We start from the raw sequence: 26542 nt of genomic DNA on the forward strand, positions 1-26542 counted from the left end.
GACGTCCGATGTCCCATCACCCAGACGGATGAAGGGCTGGCCGCACCATGCCGTCGAGTCTTCACGCACGTCTCAGAACACCCCTCACCTCCCCCCTCACAGCGGTGCTCACCACCACCGCCCTCCTCGCGCTCTCCCACCCCGCCGGGGCCGAACCCCAACGCGCTTCCCCCACCGCCGAGTTCGAGCAGCAGGTCCTCTGCAAGGCCTCCCAGGACCCCGGGTACGCCTGCTTCAGGATCCCGGCGGTCGTGCGGAGCACCACCGGCACCCTCCTCGCCTTCGCCGAGGGACGCGTACTGAACTGCGGGGACGCCGCCGACATAGACCTCGTGGTCAGCGGTCCACGGACGGCGGCCGCACCTGGGGGCCGCTGCGGGTGGTCAACGAGGGCGGGGGCGACACCCACGGCAATCCCGCGCCGGTCGTGGACCGGGAGACCGGCCGCGTCGTACTGGCGGAGACGTACAACACGGGCCGCCCGGACAGCGCGAGTTGCGAGGTCCCCTGCGACCGGACCCCACACCTGCAGTACAGCGACGACGACGGACTCACCTGGTCCGAGCCGCGCAGCCTCGGCGACCAGATCCGCCCGGCCGGCTGGAACTCCTGGTACGCCACCGGCCCCGTGCACGGCGTCCAGCTCACCCGGGGCCGGCACGCGGGACGCCTGGTCCTCGGGGTCAACGCCGAGACCTGGGCGGACGGCCGGGTCACCGCCAACCACGCGGCGCTGGTGACCAGCGACGACGGCGGGGAGAACTGGAAGGTCGGCGCCACCGACTCGTGGCCGATCGCCGACGACGGCACGTTCCGCCAGAAGCCGTCGGAGCTGACGCTCGCCGAACGCGGGGACGGCTCGGTGCTCGTCAGCGGGCGCGAGCAGGACGGCACCGACCTGGGCCATCGCGCCCAGACGGTCAGCCGGGACGGCGGCACCACGTTCGCCACACCTTTCCGGACCCTCCCGGACCTGTACACACCCCAGGTGCAGGGGTCCGTGCTGCGCCTCGGCGGCCGGATGCTGCTGGCCGCCCCCGCCGACCCCGACCGCCGCCGGACGATGGCCGTCCGCTCCTCCTACGACGGCGGACGCACCTGGGAAAGCGTGGACCGGGGCACGGTCGTCACCACGGACTGGTCCGGCTACTCGGACCTGGTCCGGATCGGCGCCGGACCCCATGGCAACGATGTCGTGGGGCTGCTGTACGAGGGCGGCGCGGTCGACGCCCGGGACGAGATCCGCTTCGCCCGGTTCACCGAAGGCTGGCTGAAGCCGCGCCGGGGCCCCGACCCGAGGACGCCCGACCGGGCCCCGGGCGGCCGTCCGGCGGCCGTCCTCGGCGGCGCCCGGCCGACGGAGGGGACGGCCGGCGGCGCGATCGAGTTCGACGGCGTCGACGACGCCGTCCGCCTGCCCTACCGGCCCCGCCTCCCGCTCGGCGCCAAGGACTTCACCGCCTCGCTCCCGTTCCGGTACACCGCGACCGCCGGGGAGCAGCCGATGCTGTGGATGGGCGGGGTCGGGACGACCCAGCCGCAGGTGTGGGTGCGCGGGGAGCCCGCGGCCGGGCGGCTGACCGGTCTGATCACCGTCCGGGACGGCGCCTCGCCGCCCCGGACGGCATCGGTGCGGTCCACGGGCGCGTACAACGACGGGCAGTGGCATCAGCTGGTGCTGCGGCGCGACAGGGGCGGGCAGCTCACCCTGTTCGTCGACGGCACCCCGTTCGCCACCGCCGACGTCCCCGGTTCGGTCAGCCGCAACGCGCCGTTCGGCGTGCACATCGGGCAACGGGTCGACAGCCGGGCCCACTTCACCGGTGCGATCGACGAGGTACGGGTGTACGACCGGGCGTTGAGCGACGTGGAGGTGGCCGGGCTCGCCACGCGGGACGCCCCGACCCGGGGCGAGATCCTGCGCCTGCCCATGGACCGGGTGGACGCGGGCAACTAACGTCCCTCCCGTGCCCGATGACGCAGGAGCACGACAGCGGACGGGGGCCGGACCGGTCCTCATCCTGGCCCTGGTCCTGGCCCTCGCGGCCGTGCTGCTCACCGCCCTCCCGGACGACGACCGGGAGGGCGGCGGCGCCTGCACGGCGCGTACGGTCCGGGACTGGGACCCGGACCCGGCCCTGACCGGCGAGTTCACCCGGTACGGCGACGACGCGACCCGTACCGACGACTGGACCGGCGGCGACGGGACCCACTCGGTGCGGCTCCCGGACGGGCGGCTGCTGTGGCTGTTCTCGGACACGTATCTGGGCCAGGTGCACCCCCCGCCCAACCCTGCGGGCGAGTCCGTGGCGTGGCGGGACACCGCGACGCCGCTGGTGCGCAACTCGGCCGTGGTGATGTCCCCTTCGGGGCGTCTCGAAGCCACGCTCCCGGCCCCCGTGTTCCCGGACCCGGCCCCGCAGCACTGGCGCTGGCCGGTGGCCGCCCGGGTCGAGCCCCGCTCCCCCGGCTCGGACGAGAAGGTCGTACGGGTGCTGCTGTGGACGCGTACGGCGGGCAGGGCGCCGTGGATCTACGGGGTGCCCACCTCGACGGAGGTGGCCACGCTGTCGCTGCCCGGTCTGCGGCTGGAGGGGATCACGACGGTGCTGGACCAGGCGTCGGTCGCCGATCCGGCCCGGCGGGTGCTGTTCGGGACGACGGCCGTCGACGCGGGTGAGTGGACGTACGTCTTCGGCGGCACCGACGCGCAGGCCGCCTCCCGGCCGACCTCGCACGCGTACGTCGCCCGGGTGCCGCGCGGCAGGCTCGGGGAGCCGGGGGCGTGGGAGTACTGGGACGGCGCGCGCTGGGAGGTGCGGGGGCGACGGGCGCCCGTGCTCGGGAACGGGGCGGACAAGGGGGTGGGCAGCGCCTTCACCGTCGTACGGGACGGGCGTACGTATGTGCTGCTCACCATGGCGGCCGGGACGGCGGGGCTGACGACCGTGACCGCGTACTGGGCCTGCTCCCCCACCGGGCCGTGGCACGGGCCCACCAAGGGGTTCAGTCCCCCGTTGCCGAACAGCGGGGTCGCGGCGTACAACCCCCAGGCGCACCGGCCGGCGGACGACGGGCGCCTGGTGCTCAGCTACGACGTCAACTGGCTGGACGCCGACGCGGCGGCGGCGCAGCTGAACATCACGCGGAACGTGTCCCTGTACCGACCGCGGTTCGTATCGCTTCGTCTCGCTCCTCCGTGACGGCCGGCTCCACCGGGTCGTGCGCGCGGCGCTTGGCGATGACCGCGCAGACCATGAGCTGCATCTGGTGGAACAGCATCAGCGGCAGGACGGCGAGGGAGGCCTCGGGGCCGAACAGGACGCTCGCCATGGGCAGTCCGGAGGCGAGGGACTTCTTGGAGCCGGCGAACTGGATGGCGATCCGGTCCGCCCGGTCGAAGCCCAGGGCCTTGGCGCCGTACCAGGTGAGCAGCAGCATCACCGCGAGCAGGACGGCCTCGACGACGAGGAGTCCGGCCAGCCGCAGCGGGCTGACCTGGCTCCAGATCCCGCGCACCATGCCCTCGCTGAACGCGACGTAGACGACGAGGAGGATGGAGCCCCGGTCGGCGAGGCCGAGGATCCGCTTGTGCCGGGTGACGAAGGCGCCGATCCAGCGGCGGGCGAGCTGCCCGGCGACGAACGGGACCAGCAGCTGGAGCACGATCTTCAGCACCGAGTCGGCGGAGAACCCGCCGGCGCTGCCGCCGAGCAGGGCCGCCGCGAGCAGCGGGGTGAGGACGATGCCGGCGAGGGAGGAGAAGGAGCCCGCGCAGATCGCTGCGGGCACGTTGCCCCGGGCCATCGAGGTGAAGGCGATCGAGGACTGGATGGTCGACGGGACGAGGGTGAGGAAGAGGAGCCCGGTGTAGAGGGAGTGGCTCAGAAACACCGGTTCCAGGCCCCGGGCCGCCAGGCCCAGCAGCGGGAAGACGACGAACGTGCAGGCCAGGACGGTGCCGTGGAGCCGCCAGTGCTTGAGGCCGTCGAGGGCCTCGCGGGTGGAGAGCCGGGCCCCGTAGAGGAAGAAGAGGAAGGCGATCGCGGCGGTGGACGCGCCCGACGCCACCTCGGCGGCCGTTCCCCGCGCCGGGAGGAGCGCCGCGACGCCCACGGTCGCGAGCAGCAGCAGGATGTAGGGGTCGATCGGCAGCCGGCTCGGCCACTTCAGGCGTTTCACGGTGCTCCACGTGCTGTCGACGAGGGTGGTGTCCGGGACCGGAAGGCCCCTCTCCATCGTCCTCCTCGACCCCTTGATCGGGAATCAGTCATACCGTTCTGACTGTCATCACGTTTCGCGATGACCGAGTAGGGTGGCGATCGTGTACGAGCCCTCCCATCTGCGCACCTTCCTCGCCGTGGCCCAGACGCTGAGCTTCACGCAGGCCGCCCGGCGGCTGGGGCTGCGGCAGTCCACGGTCAGCCAGCATGTCCGCCGCCTGGAGGACGCGGTCGGGCGGCAGCTGCTCTCGCGGGACACCCACTCCGTGGAGCTGACGGAGGACGGCGAGGCGATGCTCGGCTTCGCCCGGCGGCTGCTGGAGGTGCACGAGCAGGCGACGGCGTTCTTCACCGGGACCCGGCTGCGCGGGCGGCTGCGGTTCGGCGCGTCCGAGGACTTCGTGCTCACCCGGCTCCCGGAGATCCTGGAGGCCTTCCGGCACGACCATCCCGAGGTGGATCTGGAGCTGACGGTCGAACTGTCGGGCACGCTGCACGAGCGGCTCGCGGCCGGCCGGCTCGACCTGGTGCTGGCGAAGCGGCGCCCGCAGGACCCGCGCGGCGAACCCGTGTGGACGGACCGGCTCGTCTGGATCGGAGCGGAGCGGCTCCGTGTCGACCCCGACCGCCCGGTCCCGCTGATCGCCTACCCGCCGCCGGGCATCACGCGCGCCCTGGCGCTGGAGGCCCTGGAGCGCGAGGGCCGCTCCTGGCGTATCGCCTGCACCAGCGGAAGCCTCAACGGGCTCATCGCCGCCGCCCGGGCGGGCCTCGGCGTGATGGCGCACTCCCGCCGCCTGGTGCCTCCCGGACTGGTCCGGGTCCCGGAGCGGGCCGGGCTGCCGGAGCTGGGCGAGGTCGACTTCGTCCTCGTCCACGGCCGCCGCCCCGGCGCGGCCGCCGGCGCGGCGGACGCCCTCGCGGCGGCCATCCTCTCCGGCGGAAACCGACTGCACGGCCGAGCACGAGAGATCTGACCGGAGGCGGGGGCGGAATCCCGGGCCGAGGCCCGACCGTCGGACAGCCCGACGAGCCGTCCGGCAGAGGTGAGGGATGTTCGCGTCCGACCAGGGCGGACGGTGTTCACGAGGACACGCAGCGCGACCGGGGCGTGCGGGTTCAGTGGAGATTGACCTCACGGGACTTACCGCGAGGTCCGGCGCTATGCCGGATACCTCCGCTTCTGCGGTCGTTTTCCGGCACCGACTCGCGCCATGCATCCCTATGCGCCCCCTCCACAACCCTCCCGTCCGTTCTCGCGGTGAGGTAGCTTTCACGCGCTGTTCGGAGCGCCACGAGGAGCGGGTTTGCGCGAGTTCACCACCCCCCCGTTGGCGTCGGCGCCGCCGGTGGGCGGCCTGGCCGACGTCGTCTTCGAGCACGCCCAGGAGGACCCGGACCACATCGCGCTCGGCCGCAAGGACGAGCGGGGCGAGTGGCGCGACATGACCTCCGCCGAGTTCCGCGACGAGGTCCTCGCGCTCGCGAAGGGGCTGCTGGCGCAGGGCATCCGGTTCGGCGACCGGGTCGCCATCATGTGCCGTACCCGCTACGAGTGGACCCTGTTCGACTACGCGCTGTGGACCGTCGGCGCCCAGGTCGTCCCCGTCTACCCGACCTCCTCCGCCGAGCAGGTCTTCTGGATGCTGTACGACTCCCAGTGCACGGCGGCCATGGTCGAACACGAGGACCACGCGATGACCATCGCCACGGTCATCGACCGGCTGCCGCAGCTGCGCCGGCTCTGGCAGCTGGACGTCGGCGCGGTACAGGAGCTGTACGAGTCGGGGGCGCATCTCGACGACGAGGTGGTGCACCGGCACCGCCTCGCCGTGACCCCGGAGTCGATCGCGACGATCATCTACACCTCCGGCACGACGGGCCGCCCCAAGGGCTGTGTCATCTCGCACGCCAACTTCATGGTGGAGGCGGACACGGTCATCGAGCGCTGGGCGCCGCTGTTCAAGTCCCGCAAGGGCGACGCGGCGGCGACGCTGCTGTTCCTGCCGCTCGCCCATGTCTTCGGGCGGATGGTGCAGGTCGCGGGCATCCGCGGAAAGGTCAAGTTCGGCCACCAGCCGCAGCTCAACGCCGCCGTCCTGCTGCCCGACCTCGCCGCCTTCCAGCCGACCTTCTTCCTCGCGGTGCCGTACATCTTCGAGAAGGTCTTCAACGCGAGCCGGCGCAAGGCCGAGCGCGAGGGGAGGGCCGGGCCGTTCGAGAAGGCCGTCGAGGTCGCCGTGAAGTACGCGGACGCGATGGAGGCGAGGGCCTGGGGGATCGGGCCCGGCCCGTCGGCGGGCCTGCGGATGCAGCACCAATTCTTCGACAAGGTCGTCTACGCCAGGATCCGGGAGGCGATGGGCGGCCGCATCAAGTACGCGATGTCCGGCGGCTCGGCGATGGACCGACGGCTCGGGCTGTTCTTCGCGGGCGCCGGCGTCCACATCTTCGAGGGGTACGGCCTGACGGAGTGTACGGCGGCCGCGACCGCCAACCCGCCGGAGCGCACCCGGTACGGCACGGTCGGCCAGCCCATCCCGGGCACGAGCGTGCACATCGCGGACGACAACGAGATCTGGCTGCGCGGACCCCATGTCTTCCAGGGCTATCTGAACAACCCGAAGGCCACCGACGAGACCCTGCACGACGGCTGGCTCGCCACCGGCGACCTGGGCTCCCTCGACGAGGACGGCTATCTCACCATCACCGGGCGCAAGAAGGAGATCCTGGTGACGTCGGGGGGCAAGAGCGTCTCCCCGGCGATCCTGGAGGAGCGTGTGCGCGACCATCCGCTGGTCGCCCAGTGCATCGTCGTCGGCAACGACCGTCCGTACATCGCCGCCCTGGTCACCCTGGACGGCGAGGCGGTCGAGCACTGGCTGCAGATGCGCGGCAAGCCGAAGCCGGCGCCGGCCGAGCTGGTGCGCGACCCGGAACTGGAGACCGAGGTGCGGCGGGCGGTGGTCGCCGCCAACACCCTGGTCTCGCAGGCCGAGTCGATCCGCACGTTCCGTATCCTCGCCCACCAGTTCACCGAGGAGCACGGGCTGCTGACCCCGTCGCTGAAGCTGAAGCGCAAGGCGATCGAGAACGCGTACGTGAAGGAGGTGGAGGCGCTGTACCGGGCGTGAGGCCGCCCGTCGGCCCCGATCCCCTTCCTCGTCAGACCAGTTGGTAGCCCTTCATGTTCCGCAGCAGCAGATGACAGTTCTGCAGGGAACCCGAGGTGTCGCCGAGGGAGCGGTAGATGCCCCACTTGGGGCGCAGGCGGTCGGCGAGGAAGGTGTCGACGCCCGAGCGGGAGACGTCGATGAGGGTGGTCGAGCCCTTCCGGAGGATCCAGCGCACCGAACCGGCCGAACCGTTGCCGACCTTGACCTGGAAGTCGACGTCGACCCAGGCGTCGTGCAGGGGCGCCAGATCGGTGCGGCCGACGAGGATGTCGTCGATCGGCAGCTTCAGCTCGATGGTCTGGGCACCGTTCACCCGCCGCAGGGACTGCACCACGAGGGGCGAGGTGCCGGCGCCGGGCTGCTTCATCTGCATGATGTGCGTGAAGCTGGTGGTCGCCTTCAGCGAACTCGGGATGTACATCCCGTAGGTGACGCGCCAGGTCTGCCCGTCGGACCAGCGCAGGAAGCCGCTGCCCGTGCGCAGGCCGGTGACCTCGTGGCGCTGACGGTCGGTGGAGGTGTCCCGGTCGACGGTGTGCATGTCGAACCGCCAGGTGTCGCCGACGGCGCGGATGTGCGGCGAGGCGGAGGTGTGCGAGTCGGCGCGGTCGTCCTCCAGGGTCTCGAAGGCGCGCAGCCCGTCGGCGCTCGCCGAGGGGGACCACTTCACCTGCCAGGAGGCGGCGTGCGCGGCGGGAGCGGGCAGCCCGACAGTGGCTGCGGCGGCGCCGCCGAGCGCGGCGCCGAGGACGTTCCTTCGTGTGGGGGTCATGAGCCATCCATTCACGTATGCGGCCATCATTCACCGACGTGCGTTACGGCAGGGACAGAGTCCACTCATGACCGTGTTCGGTCAATGGTCCAGACCGATACCCTTGAACCGCCGGATCCATTTCCGGCCAATCTGCGATCGGGAGCGCGAGCGGCCCGCTCAGGAATGCATCGCGCTCCGTGATCGTTGACGATGGGAAGTACCACCCGACGACTTAAGGATCGAGAGCTCGTGAGCAGCAAGGTCCCCCCGATCATCCTGAACAACGGCGTCGAGATGCCCCAGCTGGGCTTCGGCGTGTGGCAGGTGCCGGACGACGAGGCCGAGCAGGCGGTCACCACCGCACTGGAGGCCGGCTACCGCAGCATCGACACCGCCGCGATCTACGGCAACGAAGAGGGCACCGGCAAGGCCATCGCCGCGGCCGGCGTGCCCCGCGAGGATCTCTTCGTCACCACCAAGCTCTGGAACAGCGACCAGGGCTACGACTCCACCCTCCGCGCCTTCGACGACTCCCTGGCCAAGCTCGGCCTGGAGTACGTGGACCTGTATCTGATCCACTGGCCGATGCCGGCCCGGGGCACGTTCGTCGACACCTTCAAGGCGTTCGAGAAGCTCTACGCGGACGGCCGCGCGAAGGCCATCGGTGTCTCCAACTTCCTTCCGGAGCACCTGGAGACGCTGATCGAGGCCACGAGCGTCATTCCGGCGGTCAACCAGATCGAGCTGCACCCGCACCTCCAGCAGATCGCCTCCCGCGAGTACCACGCGGAGCAGGGCATCGCCACCGAGGCCTGGTCACCCCTCGGCCAGGGCAAGGGGCTCCTTGAGGTCCCGGCGGTCATCGCGATCGCGCAGAAGCACGGACGCACCCCCGCCCAGGTGGTCCTGCGCTGGCACCTCCAGCTGGGCAACGTGGTCATCCCCAAGTCCGTGACCCCCTCCCGCATCAAGGAGAACATCGAGGTCTTCGACTTCTCCCTGGACACCGAGGACATCGCGGCGATCAGCGCGCTGAACGAGGACCGGCGCATCGGCCCCGACCCGGCGACGTTCGACCAGGCCTGAGCCGAGGCCCCGGTTCGGCGCCCGCTCGCCGGGCGCGCGAAAGCGACGGACCGCCCGCCTGACCTCGTCCGGCGGGCGGTCCCGTGTGTGGCGCCGAGTCCGGACGCACCCTCGCCCGGACTCGGCGCGGTTTCTCAGACCGGCTGGCCGATCGGGCGTACGACCAGCGTGTTGACGTCGACGCCGGGCGGCTGCCGGATCGCCCAGACCACGGAGTCGGCGATCTGGTCGGCGGTGAGGAGACGGCCGGGCGGCAGGCTGCCGTAGGCGTCCCGGAACGGGGTCTCCACACGACCGGGCGCGATCAGCGTCACGCCGACGCCCCACTCGGTGACCTGCCGCCGGGTGTTCTCGGCGAGCCCGGTCACCGCCCTCCCCCACTCTCGGCTTCGCTCGAGCGGGCGGTACCCCCATGGTCGCCCCGTAGATGTTGCCGGGACCGTGGATGAACCCGGCGACGCTGCCGACCAGCATGATCCGCCCCCGCGTCTCCTTGAGGGCGTCGATGGAGGCCCGGATGAGCAGGGCCGGGCCCAGCACGTTGGTGAGCACCATCTCCGTCCACCCGGCGGGGTCACCCTCGGCGACGGTGTCGTGCGTGCCGAACCCGGCGTTGGCGAGGACGGTGTCGATCCGCCCGAACTCCTTCAGCGTGGCTTCCACCGCCGCTGGACGTCCGCGTACTCGGCGGCGTTCCCAGGAATGGTCAACAGCCCCTCGGGGTCGCCTAGTTCGGCGGCAAACGCCCGCAGCCGCTCGGCCCTGCGCCCGGTGACGGCCACCCGGTGGCCCTGGTCGAGCAGTTGCCGGGCGACCGCGGCGCCGATTCCGCTGCCGCCGCCGGTGATGAGCGCGACCGGTGCTGCGGACATGGCTGTTCCCCCTTCGTCTCGCGTCGGCGGGCTGGACCCCGGCCGACAGGGGGAGTCCACCACTTGAAGCGCTCGCGAAGTCAAGGCCGACCGCCGGGGGCGCGCGCAGGGAACGTGCGTCAGCGCCTGGCCACGTGCACCGTCTGGGCCGCGAGGACGAACAGGTCCGTGCGGTGGTACAGGCTCGCCTTGTCGTCGGGGTCGAGGAGTCGGTCGACGGTCGCGAGGTCGGTGGTGTCGAGGAGGTCCGCGAGCATTCCCCGGCCGCGTTGGAACGAGGCCACGGCGTAGGCGCGGGCGGCCTGCGGGACGGGCGCCGGGAGGTCCAAGAGGAAGGTGCGGGACGTCACCTCGCGCAGGCCGGCGGCGGTGAGCAGCCCCGGCCAGTCCTCGGTCTCCGCGACGCTGCCGGGCAGCGTGGCCCGCATCTCGCCGAACCACCGGTCCTCCGCCGCGTCGAGCCGGGACTGCAGTCCGGGGCGGCCGATGCCGATGTCACGCGGCAGGAACCGGCTGGGCAGCCCGCCCTCGACGAGGGCCAACGTGCCGCCGGGTGCCAGGCGTTCGGCGAAGGCGGCGAGGCCGGCGCGCTGGTCGCCGAGGTGGTGCAGACTGCGGCTGGCCCACATCAGGTCGGCGGGGTACTCCAGGTCGCCCAGCCCGTCCGGCAGTTCGGCCTCCAGAATGCCGAACCGATCGGCGAGACCCAGGCGTTCGGCGCGGGCGCGGGCCCGCTCCAGCAGCGGTCCGGAGCCGTCCAGAGCGACGACCCTGGCGCCGGGGAACACCTCGGCCAGCAGACAGCTCACGACCCCCGGTCCGCTGCCGACGTCGACGACCAGCCCCGGATCGGGCTGCCGGGTGGCGACCCAGGCGGCGGCCCGCCGGTTCAGCGGCTCGAACAGTTCGGCCTGTTCCTCCAGATGCCCGGCCTGCTCGCTCCAGTCGATGTCGGTGTGGTCATGGTGGCCGCCGTGACCGCTGTGGTCGTGATGGCCGTGGTGGTGCTGTCCCATGGCGGTGCGCCTCTCATCCGGGTGCCGCCAGCTTGCTCCGACGCGCCGGAGAACGGCCACTTTCCTTGCCGTATCGGCAAATCCGCTGTGCCGATACGGGTCCGCCGGGCGGCAGGCCGACGATGCCGTGCCGGTGCGGTGCCGGCTCAGCCCCGATCCGCCACCCGGTAGACGCACACGTGCGCACCCGTGCCGCTGGTGGTCGTGGAGACCAGCTCCAGGGTGTGCTTGACACCGTCGCCGGGGAAGATCGTCTTTCCGCCGCCGAGGACGACCGGCATGACGATCAGGACCAGTTCGTCGGCGAGACCCTCGGCCAGGAGGGTGCGGGCGAGGGTCGGGCTGCCCATGACGAGCAGGTCGCCACCCTCGGCCTCACGGAGCTCACGAATGTGGGCGACGGCCTCCCCGCCCGGGATCCGCGTGCTGTTCTCCCAGGTCAGCTCGGAGTCGGTGAGCGTCGCGGACACCACGTACTTGCGCAGGGCGTTCATCCGGTCGGCGAAGGGATCGCCCGCCCGGTCCGGCCACGCCCCGGCCATCCCCTGCCAGGTGCGGCGGCCGTACAGCAGCGCGTCCGCCCGGCCCAGCGCGGCGTCCCAGGCGCCGCCCACGACCTCCGGGTCGAAGAACGGGTGCGTCCAGCCGCCGTGGGCGAACCCGCCCTCGGTGTCCTCTTCAGGACCGCCGGGCGCCTGCACGACACCGTCCAGGCTCATGAACTCGCAGATCACGATGCGCATGGGGTTTCTCTTTCCTCGTACCGTCACGGGCTTACGGCGATGAAGACCGCCGCGCCGCCCGGAACTCGTCGCACCCGCCCACCTCCCTCATCGTGACGTGGCTCACACGGACATGCCACCGGTCCGCCAGGGAGTGGGGGAAGTGTGACTGACCCCTGGCGGACCGGCTCATCGGAGCGGACTCAGAGCGCGGGGTACGCGTTCTGCATCAGCTGCTGGAACTGGGCGGAGAACCACTGCCCGGCGATCGGCGCGTTCGCCAGGGCACCGGACATGTTGTTGTTGTTGCGCGGGTTGCCCGTGTACGTCGGGTCGCACATGCGGTCGAAGCCCTTGCCCTCGTCGTTCGGGATGAGAGAGCTGGATCCGTCGGACTCACCCGGCGGCTTCATCCACACGTAGGCGTCGATCCCGGTCGCCGGGGCGGCCTTCGGACGTTCGCCGAGACCGGCTCCGGCCTGGTTGCACCAGTTGCCGGTGTTGAAGCGGCGGTCGTAGCGCCCGCCGTCCACGTACGTGTCGACGGTGGTCGTCGCCCCCGGTCCGGTGGGCCGTGCGGCGCCGCCCCAGCCGTTGCGGGAGGTGTCGATCAGCATGCCGATGTTCGAGTTGAAGCCGGTCGAGACCAGCTGGGTGCGGAAGGCCTGGGCGAAGGACAGCTCGTCGACGTAGCGGTTCCAGTCCACCCACTTCGACTCACGGACCGACTTGCCGCCCGCGGAGTCGTTGATGGTGAAGTTGTTCTCCTTCAGCGCGCTGTAGTTCGCCGTGTTGGTGATGAAGCCGTGGACGTCGTTGACCGTGGCGCCCTCGGCGGTCGCCGCCTCCTTGAACGTGGTGGCGGAGGCACCGAAGTTGTCGTCCCAGCCGATCCAGCCGTGGTGGCCGGCGTCGACGTAGTTGTAGACGTTCGGCACGTCGCCGAGCTTGTTGAGCGCGTAGCCGACACCCTTGATGTAGTTGCCGTTGGCCTTCATCACATCGCACTGCGGGACGGCCGTCGGGCGGCTGCCCGTGTTGGTGACGAGGTTGGGCAGCGAGTCGATCTCGACGGTCGTGACGATCCGCAGGCCGGCGTACTTGGAGTCGGAGAGGATCGTCTTGATCGGGTCGATGTACTGGGTCTTGTACTTGTCGATCTCCGTGGGGCCCAGTTCGCCGTTGGAGGCGAGGGCCGCACAGTCACGGCCGGGCAGGTTGTAGATCACCAGCTGGACGACGAGTTCGCCCGAGCCCTTCTGCCGCAGCGCCTCGTCGAGGTGGGCGCGCAGACCCATCTTGCCGCCCGCGCCCGCGATGGCGGCGGTCCGGTCCAGCCACACACCCGTCGGCTGGTTGGAGATCCGGCTGCCGCCCGGCTCGGCGGCGGCCTTCGCGGACCACTCGGGGTTCACGTACACCTTGGCCCCGGCGTACGGGTTGTCGACCTTCGTGCCCGGCGTGCCCGGGCCCGGGTCGGTGCCACCGCCACCGCCGTCGTCGACGTTGCAGGTCACGCCGTCGAGCGTGAAGGTCGTCGGGAGGGCGTTGGTGCCGCTGTAGGAGGCCTGGAAGCCGAAGCTGACCGAACCGCCGGTGGCGAGTGTGCCGTTGTACGTCTCGTTGGCGGCGGTCACCGACGAACCGCTCTGGGTGATCCGGGAGTTCCACCCGTTGGTGACCTGCTGGTTCCCGGCGTACGACCACTTCGCGGCCCATGAGGACTTGGCCGCACCGTTGTTGGTGATCGTGACGGCGGCGGTGAAACCGGTCGACCACTGGTTCTGGACCTTGTAGTCGACCGTGCAGGGGACCGCCTGGACGCCGGCGTCGTCCGGCACGGCTGCCATGGCGGTCCCGGTCGCGCCGGCGACCAGCGCCAACGCAGCCAGGAGTGCTGTTCTGGTACGGCTCATGAGTGCGGGTTTCCTCTTCCGTAGTGGGGTGTACGAGGAGGAGTCGTCGCGCTGTCGCCGAGGCGAGTAAAAGACCTGAACGCTGGGGGTTCTTCGAGCGTCCCTCGCAGCTCGGACGCGTCTGGGACGAACGCGTCGACTGGTGGAACCGCTCCCACTGGTGCTCGTGAAGGTAGCGCCAAGTCACGGTAAAAGACAGAGGTCTTGCGTTATTGCGATCGATGAATTGTTTCGGCCTGATCGAATCATTTCGACTCTTCAAACGCCTTGACCCCTTGCGCCCTCCTCCTCAATATGGGAGCGCTCCCACTGGTTCAAGGCTTGTTGTTGCCGCTCCGCCCCCACCTTCGCCAGAGCCGCACGGAAGGAACCAGAGCATGCACCCCAGACGGAGACGCCGTGCCTCGCGGCGTCTGTGGACGGCCGTGGTCGCGGCCTTCGCCCTCCCCTTGACGATGCTCGGCACCGGATCGACCTCCGCCAGCGCGGCCGCGGTCGCCTGCAACGTCGACTACAAGACCAATGACTGGGGCTCGGGCTTCACCGCCGAGCTGACGATCACCAACCGGGGTACGGAAGCCATCGACGGCTGGACCCTGACCTACGCCTACGCGGGCAACCAGACGCTCAGCAACGGCTGGAGCGGCACCTGGTCGCAGTCCGGCAAGGCGGTGACGGCGAAGAACGCCTCCTGGAACGGCAGGATCGCCGTCGGGGCCGCCGTGACCACCGGTGCCCAGTTCACGTACAGCGGCGCGAACGCGGCGCCGACCGACTTCGCGATCAACGGCACCACGTGTGTGGGCGCGCACCAGCCGCCGATCACGGTGCTGACCAGCCCGGCGCCGGGCGCGGTGTACTCGCAGGGCACCGCGGTGCCGATGGCGGCCACCGCCGCCGCCGCGGACAGCGCGACGATCACGAAGGTCGAGTTCTACGACGACACCACGCTGCTGGGCACGGACACGACCTCGCCGTACACCCACTCGGCCACCGGGCTGTCCGTGGGCAGTCACTCGCTGGTGGCCAAGGCGTACGACAGCCTGGGCGCGTCGGGGAGTTCCACGCCGGTCGGCATCACGGTCGCCTCGGGTCCCGCCGTGGTGGTCTCGCCAACGCAACTGGGCGTCCGCCAGGGCCAGTCGGGCACCTATGACGTGAAACTGTCGACACAGCCGTCCGGGAACGTGACGGTCGCGACCGCGCGGGCGTCCGGCAACACCGGGCTCTCCGTGACGGGCGGCGGGTCGCTGACCTTCACGCCGTCGAACTGGAACACCGCGCAGAAGGTGACCATCGGCGCGAACGCCTCGGGCACCGGCTCGGCGGTCTTCGACTCGACGGCCACCGGCCACGCCAAGGCCTCGGTGACCGTGACCCAGCTGGCCGCGTCGAGCACGTACGACGAGCGCTTCCTGGAGATGTACGGCAAGATCACCAACCCGGCGAACGGCTACTTCTCCCCCGAGGGCATCCCGTACCACTCGGTGGAGACGCTGATCGTCGAGGCGCCGGACCACGGCCATGAGACCACGTCGGAGGCGTACAGCTACCTCCTGTGGCTGCAGGCCATGTACGGCAAGGTGACGGGCGACTGGTCCAAGTTCAACGGGGCCTGGGAGATCATGGAGAAGTACATGATCCCGACCAAGCCCGACCAGCCCACCAACTCCTTCTACAACGCCTCCAAGCCGGCGACCTACGCACCCGAGCACGACACCCCGGGCGAGTACCCGGCGCAGCTCAACACCGGTGTCTCGGTCGGCCCGGACCCCATCGCCGCGGAGCTGAAGAGCGCCTACGGCACGGACGACGTGTACGGCATGCACTGGCTGCAGGACGTCGACAACGTCTACGGCTACGGCAACTCCCCCGGCAAGTGCGAGGCGGGGCCGGCCGACACGGGTCCGTCGTACATCAACACCTTCCAGCGCGGGCCGCAGGAGTCCGTGTGGGAGACCGTCCCGCAGCCCACCTGCGACCAGTTCAAGTACGGCGGCAGGAACGGCTACCTGGACCTGTTCACCGGTGACGCCTCCTACGCCAAGCAGTGGAAGTTCACCAACGCCCCGGACGCCGACGCGCGGGCCGTGCAGGCCGCGTACTGGGCGGACAAGTGGGCCAAGGCGCAGGGCAAGGGCGGCGACGTCTCCGCGACCATCGGCAAGGCCGCGAAGATGGGCGACTATCTGCGCTACGCGATGTACGACAAGTACTTCAAGAAGATCGGGAACTGTGTGGGTCCGACCAGCTGCCCCGCGGGCACCGGCAAGGACTCCTCCTTCTACCTGCTCTCCTGGTACTACGCGTGGGGCGGCGCCACGGACACCAGCGCCGGCTGGGCCTGGCGCATCGGCTCCAGCCACACGCACGGCGGCTACCAGAACCCGCTGGCCGCTTACGCGCTCGCCAACTACGCCCCGCTGAAGCCGAAGTCGGCGACCGGGCAGGCGGACTGGGCCAAGTCCCTCGACCGGCAGATCGAGTTCTACCGCTGGCTGCAGTCCAACGAGGGCGGCATCGCCGGCGGCGCCACCAACAGCTGGGCGGGGCGCTACGCCACTCCCCCGGCCGGGACGCCGACCTTCTACGGCATGTTCTACGACGAGAAGCCGGTGTACCACGACCCGCCGTCCAACCAGTGGTTCGGCTTCCAGGCGTGGTCCATGGAGCGGGTCGCCGAGTACTACCAGCAGACGGGCAACGCGGCCGCGAAGACCGTGCTGGACAAGTGGGTCGACTGGGCGTTGTCGAAGACGACGGTCAACCCGGACGGGACCTACCGGATTCCGTCGACACTTCAGTGGTCGGGTGCGCCCGACACATGGAGCGCGTCGAGTCCCGGCGCCAACGCGGGACTTCATGTCACCGTCGCCGACTACACCGACGACGTGGGTGTGGCGGCCGCGTACGCCAAGACGCTGACGTACTACGCCGACCGTTCCGGTGACGCCGACGCGGCCCGGGTCGCGAAGGCGCTGCTGGACGGGATGTGGGACCACCACCAGGACGGGCTCGGGATCGCCGTGCCCGAGACGCGGGCCGACTACAACCGGTTCGACGACCGGGTGTACGTGCCGAGCGGATGGACCGGGACGATGCCGAACGGGGACACGATCAACTCGTCGTCGACGTTCGAGTCGATCCGGTCGTTCTACGAGGACGACCCCGCGTGGTCGAAGATCGAGGCGTACCTGGCCGGTGGCGCCGCGCCCTCCTTCACGTACCACCGGTTCTGGGCCCAGGCCGACATCGCCCTGGCCATGGGCGCGTACGCGGAACTCCTGGAGTAGGCACCGCACACCGAGCACCGCGCACAGCCCCGCGCCCTGCACGGGCGCGGGGTCTGTGTGCCCTTTTCTGAGAACTTCCCCCCACTCGTCAGGAGAGGACCCCCCACGTTGCGAAGAACCCGCATCCTCACCACCGTCCTGGCTCTCGCGGCCGGCCTGCTCGCGGGCTCCCCACCCGTGATGGCCGCCGAGCGGGCCGGCAGCGCCGACCGGTCGGTGTCCGTCGCCGCCGACACCTACACCTGGAAGAACGCCCGCATCGACGGCGGCGGCTTCGTCCCCGGGATCGTCTTCAACCGCAAGGAACGCAACCTCGCCTACGCCCGGACCGACATCGGCGGGGCCTACCGCTGGGTGCAGTCCTCGAAGACCTGGACCCCGCTCCTCGATTCCGTCGGCTGGGACGACTGGGGGCACACGGGGGTGGTGAGTCTCGCCTCCGACCCGGTCGATCCCGACAAGGTGTACGTGGCGGCCGGTACGTACACGAACAGCTGGGACCCGGGGAACGGGGCGATCCTGCGGTCCTCCGACCGGGGCGCGAGCTGGCGGAAGGCCGACCTGCCGTTCAAGCTGGGCGGGAACATGCCCGGCCGGGGCATGGGCGAGCGGCTGGCCGTCGATCCGAACAAGAGCAGCGTGCTGTACCTGGGCGCCCCCAGCGGCAAGGGTCTGTGGCGCTCGACCGACTCGGGGGCCGGCTGGTCGCAGGTGACGAACTTCCCCAACGTCGGCAACTACGTGGCCGATCCGTCCGACACGAGCGGGTACAACAGCGACAACCAGGGCATCGTCTGGGTCACCTTCGACGAGACCACGGGGACGTCCGGCAACGCGACGAAGACCGTCTACGTCGGGGTCGCCGACAAGGACAACGCCGTCTACCGCTCGACCGACGCGGGCGCGACCTGGTCGCGGGTGGCCGGGCAGCCGACCGGATATCTGGCGCACAAGGGCGTGCTCGACGCGACGAACGGCCATCTGTACCTGTCGTACAGCGACAAGGGCGGCCCCTACGACGGCGGCAAGGGCCAGCTGTGGCGGTACACGACCGCGACGGGCGCCTGGACGAACATCAGCCCGGTGGCGGAGGCCGACACCCACTACGGCTTCAGCGGGCTGACCGTCGACCGGCAGGATCCGGGCACGGTGATGGCGACGGCGTACAGCTCCTGGTGGCCGGACACGCAGATCTTCCGCTCGACGGACAGCGGCGCGACCTGGACGAAGGCGTGGGACTACTCCTCCTATCCGAACCGCTCGAACCGCTTCACCATGGATGTCTCGTCCTCTCCCTGGCTCACCTGGGGCGCCAACCCCTCGCCGCCGGAGCAGAGCCCCAAACTCGGCTGGATGACCGAGGCGTTGGAGATCGACCCGTTCGACTCGAACCGGATGATGTACGGGACGGGAGCCACGATCTACGGCACGGAGAACCTGGGGAACTGGGACAGCGGCGGCCAGTTCGCCATCAGGCCGATGGTGCGCGGACTGGAGGAGACGGCCGTCCTCGACCTGGCCTCGCCCCCGTCCGGGGCCCCGCTGCTGAGCGCGCTCGGTGACATCGGCGGCTTCCGGCACACGGATCTGACCAAGGTCCCGTCGATGATGTTCACCCAGCCGAACTTCACGACGACGACGAGTCTGGACTACGCCGAGTCCCAGCCGAACACGGTCGTGCGGGTCGGCAACCTGGACTCCGGCCCGCACATCGCCTTCTCCACGGACAACGGGGCCAACTGGTTCGCCGGGACCGACCCTTCGGGTGTGAGCGGCGGCGGTACGGTCGCGGCGGCCTCGGACGGCAGCCGGTTCGTGTGGAGTCCGGCGGGCACGGGCGTGCGGTACACGACCGGTTTCGGCACCTCGTGGTCGGCGTCGAGCGGCATCCCGGCCGACGCGATCGTGGAGTCCGACCGGGTGGACCCGAAGACCTTCTACGGCTTCAAGTCGGGGAAGTTCTACGTGAGTTCGGACGGCGGCGCGACCTTCACCGCGTCGAACGCGACCGGCCTGCCGAGCGGCGACAGCGTGCGCTTCAAGGCGCTGCCCGGGGTGAAGGGTGACGTGTGGCTGGCGGGCGGGGCGACGGACGGGGCGTACGGCCTGTGGCACTCCACGAACGCGGGCGCCACCTTCACCAAGGTCTCCGGCGTCGAGCAGGCCGACACGATCGGCTTCGGCAAGGCGGCCTCGGGCGCCTCGTACCAGACGCTCTTCACCAGCGCCAGGATCGGCGGGGTGCGCGGCATCTTCCGTTCGACGGACAAGGGCGCGAGCTGGACCCGGATCAACGACGACGCCCACCAGTGGGGCTGGACGGGCGGGGCGATCACGGGTGACCCGAGGGTGTACGGGCGGGTCTATGTCTCGACGAACGGGCGCGGGATCGTCTACGGCGACTCCTCCGACACGGGCGGGGGCGGCGGGGGTACGGATCCGGACCCCGAACCCCAGCCGACCGGGGCCTGCGCGGTGACGTACAAGGTCACCAACGAGTGGTCGGGCGGCTTCCAGGCGGATGTGCGCCTCGCCAACACGGGCACGAGCGCGTGGACCGGCTGGTCCCTCGGCTGGACCTTCCCCGACGGCCAGAGTGTCTCCCAGATCTGGAACGCCGCCCATACGCAGTCCGGGTCGGCGGTCACGGCCAGGAACATCACCTGGAACGGCAATGTGGCGGCCGGTTCGTCGGTGAGCTTCGGCTTCACCGGCAGCTGGTCGGGGACGAACGGCAGACCGACCGCGTTCAAGCTCGGTGACCAGTCCTGCACGGTGACCTGACACCCCGGGCAGGACGAGGAGAGGGCGCGCGCCTGGGTCGGGCGCGCGCCCTCTTCGTGCGCTTCGGGTGCTTTGATCTTTTCGGGTCGCATACACCTCGATCTATCGACATGTTCATGCCTACCATGGGAAGCAGTTCCACACTGTTGTGCGCACACTCGCCCGGAAGCCGCCGCAGAAGGAGCTCCAGTGCCGAACCACGCCCGGGTCACGCGTCGCCTCAGCCTCCGGACCGCACTCGCCGCGGCCGTCCTGCTGCCCCTGTCGAACGCCGGACTGTCCGCCCGACCCGCCGCCGCCGCGGCGGAAGAGGAGCCCGCCGTCAGCCCCCGTCTCGACACCATGTCGTTCAACCTGCGCTACGCGAACACCACCCGGCCCCACAGCTGGGCCGAGCGCCGGCCCGTGATGCGGGCACTGCTGCGGCAGGAGGCACCGCATGTCATCGGCACCCAGGAGGGCCTCCACCGGCAACTGCTCGACATCGAGACCGACCTCGGACCGGACTACCGCTGGATCGGCACCGGCCGGGCGGGCGGAAACCGCGACGAGTTCATGGCGGTCTTCTACGACACCCGCCGGCTCGCGCCCGTCGAGTACCAGCACTTCTGGCTCTCCGACACCCCCGACGTGCCCGGCTCCAACACCTGGGGCGGCGGCTCCATCCGTATGGTCACCTGGGTCAGATTCCGGGATCTGCGGGACGGCGGCAGAGAGTTCCACGTCCTCAACACCCACCTCGACAACGCGAGCCAGTACGCCCGCGAACGGGCCGCGGCCCTGATCGCCCGGCGGGTCGCCGGGTTCGACCCCGCGCTCCCCCTCGTCGTCACCGGCGACTTCAATGTGGCCGCCCACCGGAATTCCGTCTACGACACGATGCTGGGCGCCGGACTCGTCGACACCTGGGACACGGCGGCCGAGCGAGGCGACCTGTACGCGACCTTCCACGGCTACCGCCCCCTCACCCCGGGCGGCGACCGCATCGACTGGATCCTGACCACACCGGGCGTCACCGCGCACCGGGCGGCGATCAACACCTTCGCGTCCGGCGGCCAGTTCCCCAGCGACCATCTGCCCGTCCAGGTGTCGCTGACGCTGGGCTGAGCGACGCGCGGGAGTCCGGGTGCGGCCCGCCCCGGACGTTGCCGCGCCTTTCGGACGAGCGACCTCCGCGCCCCGGACTCCCGGTCAGTCCTTGTGGAACGCCCGCAGGCTGAACTCCGGGTCCGGGCGCGGCCGGTCCTGGTCGGGGAGGGCGGCGAGCCGTACCGCGTAGTCGTCGGCCAGCGGATCCCCGGGCGGGAGGGTCACGAACCAGCCGCGGCGCAGGTCGGCGACGGTGCGGCGAGGGCTGCGGCCCTGGCCGCGGCCCGGGAAGCGGGCGTGTCCGGCGGTGCGCAGACCGTGTTCGCCGGCGTACTTCTCGACGACCGGCGCGGGGTCCATGGCCGGGACCCGGGGGCGCGGGGCGAGCACGGCGTCGATGTCACTGCCCACGTTGTGCGCGGCGGCCTTGTCCACGGTGGTGACGTAGACACCGCCGGGGCGCAGCACCCGGGCACACTCGCCGACCACGGCCCGTACGTCCTCGGGACCGCCCAGCAGATGCAGCAGCCACACGCTGGTCACGGCGTCGAACTCGCCGTCGCGGAACGGGAGCCGCCGCCCGTCGCCGATCACGACGGAGCCGGGCAGCCGCGCGGCGGCCCGGCTCGCCATCGCGTGGGTGAGATCGAGGCCCGTGACCCGCATCCCGTCCCGCGCGGCCGCGAGCCGCCGGGTCACGATCCCGGTGCCGCAGGCGAGGTCGAGCAGCCGCCGGGTGCCCTCGGGGACGAGTCCCAGTACGGCGCGGGCGGCAGCCTCGGCCCGGGGCTCGCCGCCGCGCAGGGCGTCGTAGTCGCCGGCCTCCTTGTCGTAGTCCAGCATCCGCCTCAGCCCGCCCCGTGGCCGGGCGCGAGCGCCTCCACCCTGCGGGCCAGCTCGAAGTCCTTCTCGGTGACGGCGCCCCCGGCACTGTGCGTGCTGATGGTCAGCGAGACGGTGTCGTAGCCGAGGGTGAGGTCGGAGTGGTGGTTCAGCTCCTCCTGCGTCTGGGCGATGTGCACGACCAGCGCGGTCGCCGCGAAGTGCGAGCCCAGACGGTAGGTACGGGCCAGCCGGTCCCCGGCCAGCGACCAGCCGGGCAGCTTGGCCAGCCGGTCCTCGATCTCCTTCTGCGACAGGGCTGCGACGGACATGACCCACTCCTTCCGGGACGCCCCTCCATGACGTGCGATTCCTCCCAGCGTGCCACAGCGGCGCGGCCGATTCCCAGGTCAGACGGTCGGCCGACGGGTCGAGGCGTACACATTCGGCCGTGCGAACGACGTTCGGGGCCGCGGCGGCGGGTGGCACACGAGCCGTTCCTCGGCCGCCTCGGTTACGTTCTCCGCATGACCACTGTCCCGACCGGCGCCCCGCGGCGGCCTCCCGCCCCCTTCGACCCGGGCGTGGGCCCGCTGCTGCGGGCCTGGCGGGAGCAACGCCGGGTCAGCCAACTGGAGTTGGCCCTGCGGTCCGGGTCCTCGGCACGGCACATCAGCTTCGTCGAGACGGGCCGGTCCCGGCCGAGCGAGGAGATGGTGCTGCGGCTGGCCGAGCACCTGGACGTACCGGTGCGCGAGCGCAACGCCCTGCTTCTCGCGGCCGGTTACGCCCCGCACTACCCGCGGACCCCGCTGGACGACCCGTCGATGGCCGCCCTGCGCGAGGGCGTGGAACGGCTGATCCAGGGCTACGAACCGTATCCCGCACTGGTGATGAACGCGACGTACGAGGTGCTGGCCGCCAACCGCGGCATCCTCATGCTGCTCGACGGCGTGCCCGAGTCGCTGCTCGTGCCGCCGCTCAACGCCATGCGGCTGACCCTCCACCCGGAGGGCCTGGCGCCGCGCATCAAGAACCTGCGCGCCTGGCGGGGGCATCTGCTGGAGCAGATGGGACGGCAGCTGGCGCTGCTCCGCTCGGAGCCATTGCGCGCACTCTACGAGGAGGTGGCGGCGTATCCGCTGCCGCCGGGTGTGCCCGACGGCGATCCCGGCGAGGATCCCGGTGCGGGCGCGGCGGCCCGCCTCGCGCTGCCGCTGCGGATCGAGCACGAGGGCCGGGTGCTGTCGTTCCTCTCCTCGGTCTCCACGTTCAACACCCCCATGGACGTGACCGTGGCCGAGCTGGCCATCGAGACGTTCCTCCCGGCCGACCCGGCGACGGGCGCGTACCTGCGCTCACTGTCGTCCTGACGGGGGCGAGCCCGTATCCGGAACCCGGGGCGACCGTTCCGGCCGCCCCTGTGAGATGTACACCGGAACATGACAGACTGGTGAGGTACCTCGGCGCGTGGGGAGGCGTGACGTGAGTGAGCGGCGGCCCGCCCCGACCGTCGGTCAGGTGGTGCTCGGCAGACGTCTTCAGGAGCTGCGTGAGGCCGCCGGGCTCAAGCGCGAGGAGGCCGCGCGCGTCCTGCACGTCGCCCCCGCCACCGTACGGCGCATGGAGACGGCCGACGTCGCGCTCAAGATCCCGTACGTCCAGGTCCTGCTGTCGACGTACGGCGTCGGCGAGGCCGACGCCGCCGCGTTCGTGGAGCTGGCCGAGGAGGCGAACAAGCCGGGCTGGTGGCAGCGGTTCCACGACGTGCTGCCCGACTGGTTCAGCGTGTACGTCAGCCTGGAGGGCGCGGCGCATCTGATCCGGCAGTACGAGCCGCACTTCGTGCCGGGAATGCTGCAGACCGAGGAGTACGCGCGCGCCGTGATGGAGGCCGGGACCGTCGGCCGGACCGGTCCCGAGACCATCGAACGCCATGTGTCGCTGCGGATGGAGAGACAGAAGCTCCTCACCCGCGAGACGCCGCCGCACCTCTGGGTGATCATGGACGAGACGGCCCTCAGACGTCCGGTGAGCAACCGCTCCGAGGTGATGCGCGACCAGATCGACCGGCTGCTGGAGAGCACCGAGAAGGACCACGTCATCCTTCAGGTCTGCGAGTTCGCCGACGGGCCCCACCCGGGCACCTACGCCCCCTTCTCGCTCTTCCGCTTCGCCGAACCGGAACTCCCCGACATGGTGTACACCGAGTACCTCACCGGCGCCCTCTACCTCGACTCCCGCACCGAGGTCGCGCTCCACCTCGAAGTCCTCGACCACATGGCCGCGCACGCGGCGTCGGCCGAGCGGACGAGGACGCTGCTGAGGCACTACCGCGAGCGGTACTGAGCTTCGGCCGCTCGCCGAACCGACGGTCCGCGCCCGGTCTACGCCCCTCCCCCCGTGGGCCCCTTCCCGTCGTCCACGATCTCCGCGTCGACGACACCCTCCTCGTCGGTAGGGCCGGGCGGCGGTCCGCCGGCCGGGGCGGCGGAGGCCGCGGCCGCCGCGTACATGGCCTGGCCCATGCGCTGGCTGACGGTAGCCAGGCGCTCGGTGGCGGCGCGCAGGGCGGCGGTGTCCTCGGGAGTCTCCAGAAGGCGTTTCAGGTCGGCGACGGCGGACTCGACCTCGGGACGGCTGTCGGCGGGGACGCGGTCGGTGTTCTCGCGGAGGAACTTCTCCGTCTGGTGGACGAGTTGCTCGGCGTGGTTGCGGGTCTCGGCGGCCTCGCGGCGCCGGCGGTCGTCGTCGGCGTACTGCTCGGCCTCCCGCATCATGCGGTCGATGTCGTCCTTGGGGAGGGCCGAGCCGCCCGTCACCGTCATCTTCTGTTCGCGGCCGGTCGCCAGGTCCTTCGCCGACACGTGCATGATGCCGTTCGCGTCGATGTCGAAGGCCACCTCGATCTGCGGGACCCCGCGCGGCGCCGGAGGCAGCCCGGTGAGGTCGAAGACGCCCAGCTTCTTGTTGTACGCGGCGATCTCCCGTTCACCCTGGTAGACCTGGATACCGACCGAGGGCTGGTTGTCGGCGGCCGTGGTGAAGATCTCCGAACGGCGGGTCGGGATCGTCGTGTTGCGTTCGATGAGCTTCGTCATGATGCCGCCCTTGGTCTCGATGCCCAGGGACAGCGGGGTGACGTCGAGCAGCAGCACGTCCTTCACGTCGCCCCGGATGACACCCGCCTGGAGCGCGGCGCCCACCGCCACGACCTCGTCGGGGTTCACGCCCTTGTGCGGGTCCCTGCCGGTGAGTTCCTTCACCAGGTCGCTCACGGCGGGCATCCGGGTCGAGCCGCCGACGAGGACGACACGGTCGACGGCGGCGAGCTTCACGCCCGCGTCCTTGACAGCCTGGTGGAAGGGGGTCCGGCAGCGCTCCAGCAGGTCGGCGGTCAACTCCTGGAACCGGGCGCGCGTCAGCTTCTCCTCCAGATGGAGGGGCCCCTGGTCGGAGGCGGTGATGTACGGCAGGTTGACGGACGTCTCGGAGGAGCTGGACAGCTCGATCTTGGCCTTCTCGGCGCCCTCGCGCAGCCGTTGGAGCGCCATCTTGTCGTTGCCGAGGTCGACGCCGTACTGCCCCCGGAAGCGTGTGACGAGGTACTCGACGATCCGCTGGTCCCAGTCGTCGCCCCCGAGGCGGGTGTCGCCGTTGGTGGCCTTCACCTCGATGACCCCGTCGCCGATCTCCAGGAGGGAGACGTCGAAGGTGCCGCCGCCGAGGTCGAAGACGAGGACGGTCTGCTCCTCGCCCCGGTCCAGGCCGTAGGCGAGGGCCGCGGCCGTGGGCTCGTTGATGATCCGCAGGACCTTCAGGCCCGCGATCTCGCCCGCCTCCTTGGTCGCCTGCCGCTGGGCGTCGTCGAAGTACGCGGGCACGGTGATGACGGCGTCGGTGACATCCTCCCCGAGGTAGGACTCGGCGTCCCGCTTCAGCTTCTGCAGGACGCGCGCGGACAGCTCCTGGGCCCGGAGACGGGTGCCGTCCACGGACCCCTGCTCCGGAAAGCGCCAACTCGCGTCGCCCATGTGGCGTTTGACGGAGCGTGCCGTGCGCTCCACGTTCGTCACGGCCTGCCGCTTGGCGACCTCGCCGACCAGGACCTCGCCGTTCTTGGCGAACGCCACCACCGACGGTGTGGTCCGCTGCCCCTCCGCGTTGGCGACGACCGTCGCCTCGCCGCCCTCCAGCACGGCCACCACCGAGTTCGTCGTACCGAGATCGACCCCGACCGCACGCCCCATCGCCGTCCCCTTCCCCAAGGTTCCGCCCGGTGTTCCCATCACCAGCACAGAACCCGAGGGGGTTTTCGTCAATGGGGCGTACGGCGCGCCACGTCAGGCCAGTTCGGCCGTCAGCGTGATGGTCGTGCCGGTCAGGGCCTGGCTGACCGGGCAGTTCTTCTTGGCGCCCTCGGCCGCCTCCTGGAAGCCGGCCGCGTCCAGGCCGGGGACCTCACCGCGGACGGTGAGGTGGATGCCGGTGATGCCCTCGCCGGGCTGGAAGGTCACGTCGGCCTTCGTCTCCAGACGGGTGGGCGGGGTGCCCGCGCCGGTGAGGCCGTGCGAGAGCGCCATGGAGAAGCAGCTGGAGTGGGCGGCCGCGATCAGTTCCTCGGGGCTGGTCTTGCCGTTCGCCTGCTCCGCGCGCGACGGCCACGACACCGGCTGCGAACCGATGCCGGAGGAGTCGAAGGTGACGGTGCCGGTGCCCTTGAGGAGCTCGCCTTCCCAGACCGTGTGTGCGGTGCGCGTGGTTGCCACGATGAGTCCTTTCGATGGGG

The 26542-nt window shown here is 70.9% G+C and carries 18 protein-coding genes and 2 pseudogenes; 10 read left to right on the top strand and 10 right to left on the bottom strand.

Translation table 11 applies throughout. The annotated features are described in order from the left end of the window. The first annotated feature begins 47 nt into the window (after nt 1-47). Nucleotides 48-1957 (top strand): annotated as a pseudogene (locus ACWCRJ_RS24340) (exo-alpha-sialidase). A gap of 10 nt (nt 1958-1967) precedes the next feature. Beyond that, nucleotides 1968-3203 (top strand): hypothetical protein, encoded by a 1236-nt coding sequence (locus tag ACWCRJ_RS24345; protein WP_450941260.1) that lies wholly within the window; start codon nt 1968-1970, stop codon nt 3201-3203. Here ACWCRJ_RS24345 and ACWCRJ_RS24350 read toward each other — a convergent pair. After that, nucleotides 3142-4239 (bottom strand): bile acid:sodium symporter family protein, encoded by a 1098-nt coding sequence (locus tag ACWCRJ_RS24350; protein ID WP_450941261.1) that lies wholly within the window; start codon nt 4237-4239, stop codon nt 3142-3144. The genes ACWCRJ_RS24345 and ACWCRJ_RS24350 overlap by 62 nt on opposite strands. An 85-nt stretch (nt 4240-4324) precedes the next feature. Here ACWCRJ_RS24350 and ACWCRJ_RS24355 point away from each other — a divergent pair, with 85 nt between their 5' ends. Together ACWCRJ_RS24355 and ACWCRJ_RS24360 are read left to right on the top strand one after the other, a co-directional pair. Further along, nucleotides 4325-5200 (top strand): LysR substrate-binding domain-containing protein, encoded by an 876-nt coding sequence (locus tag ACWCRJ_RS24355; RefSeq protein ID WP_450941262.1) that lies wholly within the window; start codon nt 4325-4327, stop codon nt 5198-5200. 330 nt (nt 5201-5530) lie between these two features. Further along, the gene (locus ACWCRJ_RS24360; protein WP_450941263.1) at nt 5531-7357 is read left to right on the top strand and encodes an AMP-dependent synthetase/ligase; all 1827 of its coding nucleotides are present in this window, start codon (nt 5531-5533) and stop codon (nt 7355-7357) included. Between the two features lie 31 nt (nt 7358-7388). On the opposite strand, the gene ACWCRJ_RS24365 is transcribed toward ACWCRJ_RS24360, so the two are convergent. Then, nucleotides 7389-8171 (bottom strand): Tat pathway signal sequence domain protein, encoded by a 783-nt coding sequence (locus ACWCRJ_RS24365; protein WP_450941264.1) that lies wholly within the window; start codon nt 8169-8171, stop codon nt 7389-7391. A 231-nt stretch (nt 8172-8402) separates the two neighbouring features. On the opposite strand from ACWCRJ_RS24365, the gene ACWCRJ_RS24370 reads away from it, so the two are divergent. Beyond that, nucleotides 8403-9239, top strand: a complete 837-nt coding sequence (locus ACWCRJ_RS24370; protein ID WP_450941265.1) for an aldo/keto reductase — start codon at nt 8403-8405, stop codon at nt 9237-9239. Nucleotides 9240-9373: 134 nt separating this feature from the next. On the opposite strand, the pseudogene ACWCRJ_RS24375 reads toward ACWCRJ_RS24370, so the two are convergent. From ACWCRJ_RS24375 to ACWCRJ_RS24390, 4 genes and pseudogenes are all read right to left on the bottom strand, one after another. Continuing rightward, nucleotides 9374-10111: pseudogene (locus ACWCRJ_RS24375) on the bottom strand (SDR family oxidoreductase). 119 nt (nt 10112-10230) lie between these two features. Then, nucleotides 10231-11127, bottom strand: a complete 897-nt coding sequence (locus ACWCRJ_RS24380; protein WP_450941266.1) for a class I SAM-dependent methyltransferase — start codon at nt 11125-11127, stop codon at nt 10231-10233. Between the two features lie 146 nt (nt 11128-11273). Then, nucleotides 11274-11870: a dihydrofolate reductase family protein gene (locus tag ACWCRJ_RS24385; protein ID WP_450941267.1), complete on the bottom strand. Its 597-nt coding sequence runs from the start codon at nt 11868-11870 to the stop codon at nt 11274-11276. Between the two features lie 182 nt (nt 11871-12052). Next, nucleotides 12053-13765 (bottom strand): glycoside hydrolase family 6 protein, encoded by a 1713-nt coding sequence (locus ACWCRJ_RS24390; protein ID WP_450941268.1) that lies wholly within the window; start codon nt 13763-13765, stop codon nt 12053-12055. A 377-nt stretch (nt 13766-14142) separates the two neighbouring features. Between ACWCRJ_RS24390 and ACWCRJ_RS24395 the strand changes: the two genes are divergently transcribed. The 3 genes from ACWCRJ_RS24395 to ACWCRJ_RS24405 all read left to right on the top strand — a co-directional run bounded on the left by ACWCRJ_RS24395 (nt 14143) and on the right by ACWCRJ_RS24405 (nt 20949). Continuing rightward, nucleotides 14143-17058, top strand: a complete 2916-nt coding sequence (locus ACWCRJ_RS24395) for a glycoside hydrolase family 48 protein (RefSeq protein WP_450941269.1) — start codon at nt 14143-14145, stop codon at nt 17056-17058. Nucleotides 17059-17166: 108 nt separating this feature from the next. After that, nucleotides 17167-19842 (top strand): cellulose binding domain-containing protein, encoded by a 2676-nt coding sequence (locus ACWCRJ_RS24400; protein ID WP_450941270.1) that lies wholly within the window; start codon nt 17167-17169, stop codon nt 19840-19842. Nucleotides 19843-20031: 189 nt separating this feature from the next. Beyond that, nucleotides 20032-20949 (top strand): endonuclease/exonuclease/phosphatase family protein, encoded by a 918-nt coding sequence (locus ACWCRJ_RS24405; RefSeq protein ID WP_450941271.1) that lies wholly within the window; start codon nt 20032-20034, stop codon nt 20947-20949. 84 nt (nt 20950-21033) lie between these two features. Here the strand turns inward: ACWCRJ_RS24405 and ACWCRJ_RS24410 are convergent, their stop codons facing one another. Beyond that, nucleotides 21034-21774 carry a class I SAM-dependent methyltransferase gene (locus ACWCRJ_RS24410; protein WP_450941272.1) on the bottom strand — a complete coding sequence of 247 codons (741 nt, stop codon included), beginning with the start codon at nt 21772-21774 and terminating at the stop codon, nt 21034-21036. A 5-nt stretch (nt 21775-21779) separates the two neighbouring features. Continuing rightward, nucleotides 21780-22085 (bottom strand): 4a-hydroxytetrahydrobiopterin dehydratase, encoded by a 306-nt coding sequence (locus tag ACWCRJ_RS24415; RefSeq protein WP_450941273.1) that lies wholly within the window; start codon nt 22083-22085, stop codon nt 21780-21782. Nucleotides 22086-22280: 195 nt separating this feature from the next. Between ACWCRJ_RS24415 and ACWCRJ_RS24420 the strand changes: the two genes are divergently transcribed. Together ACWCRJ_RS24420 and ACWCRJ_RS24425 are read left to right on the top strand one after the other, a co-directional pair. Then, nucleotides 22281-23126, top strand: a complete 846-nt coding sequence (locus ACWCRJ_RS24420; RefSeq protein ID WP_450941274.1) for a helix-turn-helix domain-containing protein — start codon at nt 22281-22283, stop codon at nt 23124-23126. Between the two features lie 112 nt (nt 23127-23238). Beyond that, nucleotides 23239-24102, top strand: coding sequence for a helix-turn-helix domain-containing protein (locus tag ACWCRJ_RS24425; RefSeq protein WP_450941275.1), 864 nt, complete (start codon nt 23239-23241; stop codon nt 24100-24102). A 38-nt stretch (nt 24103-24140) separates the two neighbouring features. Here the strand turns inward: ACWCRJ_RS24425 and dnaK are convergent, their stop codons facing one another. Together dnaK and ACWCRJ_RS24435 are read right to left on the bottom strand one after the other, a co-directional pair. Then, nucleotides 24141-26003: a molecular chaperone DnaK gene (dnaK, locus tag ACWCRJ_RS24430; protein WP_450941276.1), complete on the bottom strand. Its 1863-nt coding sequence runs from the start codon at nt 26001-26003 to the stop codon at nt 24141-24143. A gap of 93 nt (nt 26004-26096) precedes the next feature. Beyond that, a complete protein-coding gene (locus ACWCRJ_RS24435; RefSeq protein WP_012999567.1) occupies nt 26097-26522 on the bottom strand; it encodes an OsmC family protein in 426 nt (141 codons plus the stop codon). Between the last annotated feature and the right edge of the window lie 20 nt (nt 26523-26542).

It is taken from the genome of Streptomyces sp. NPDC002324 (assembly GCF_053593335.1).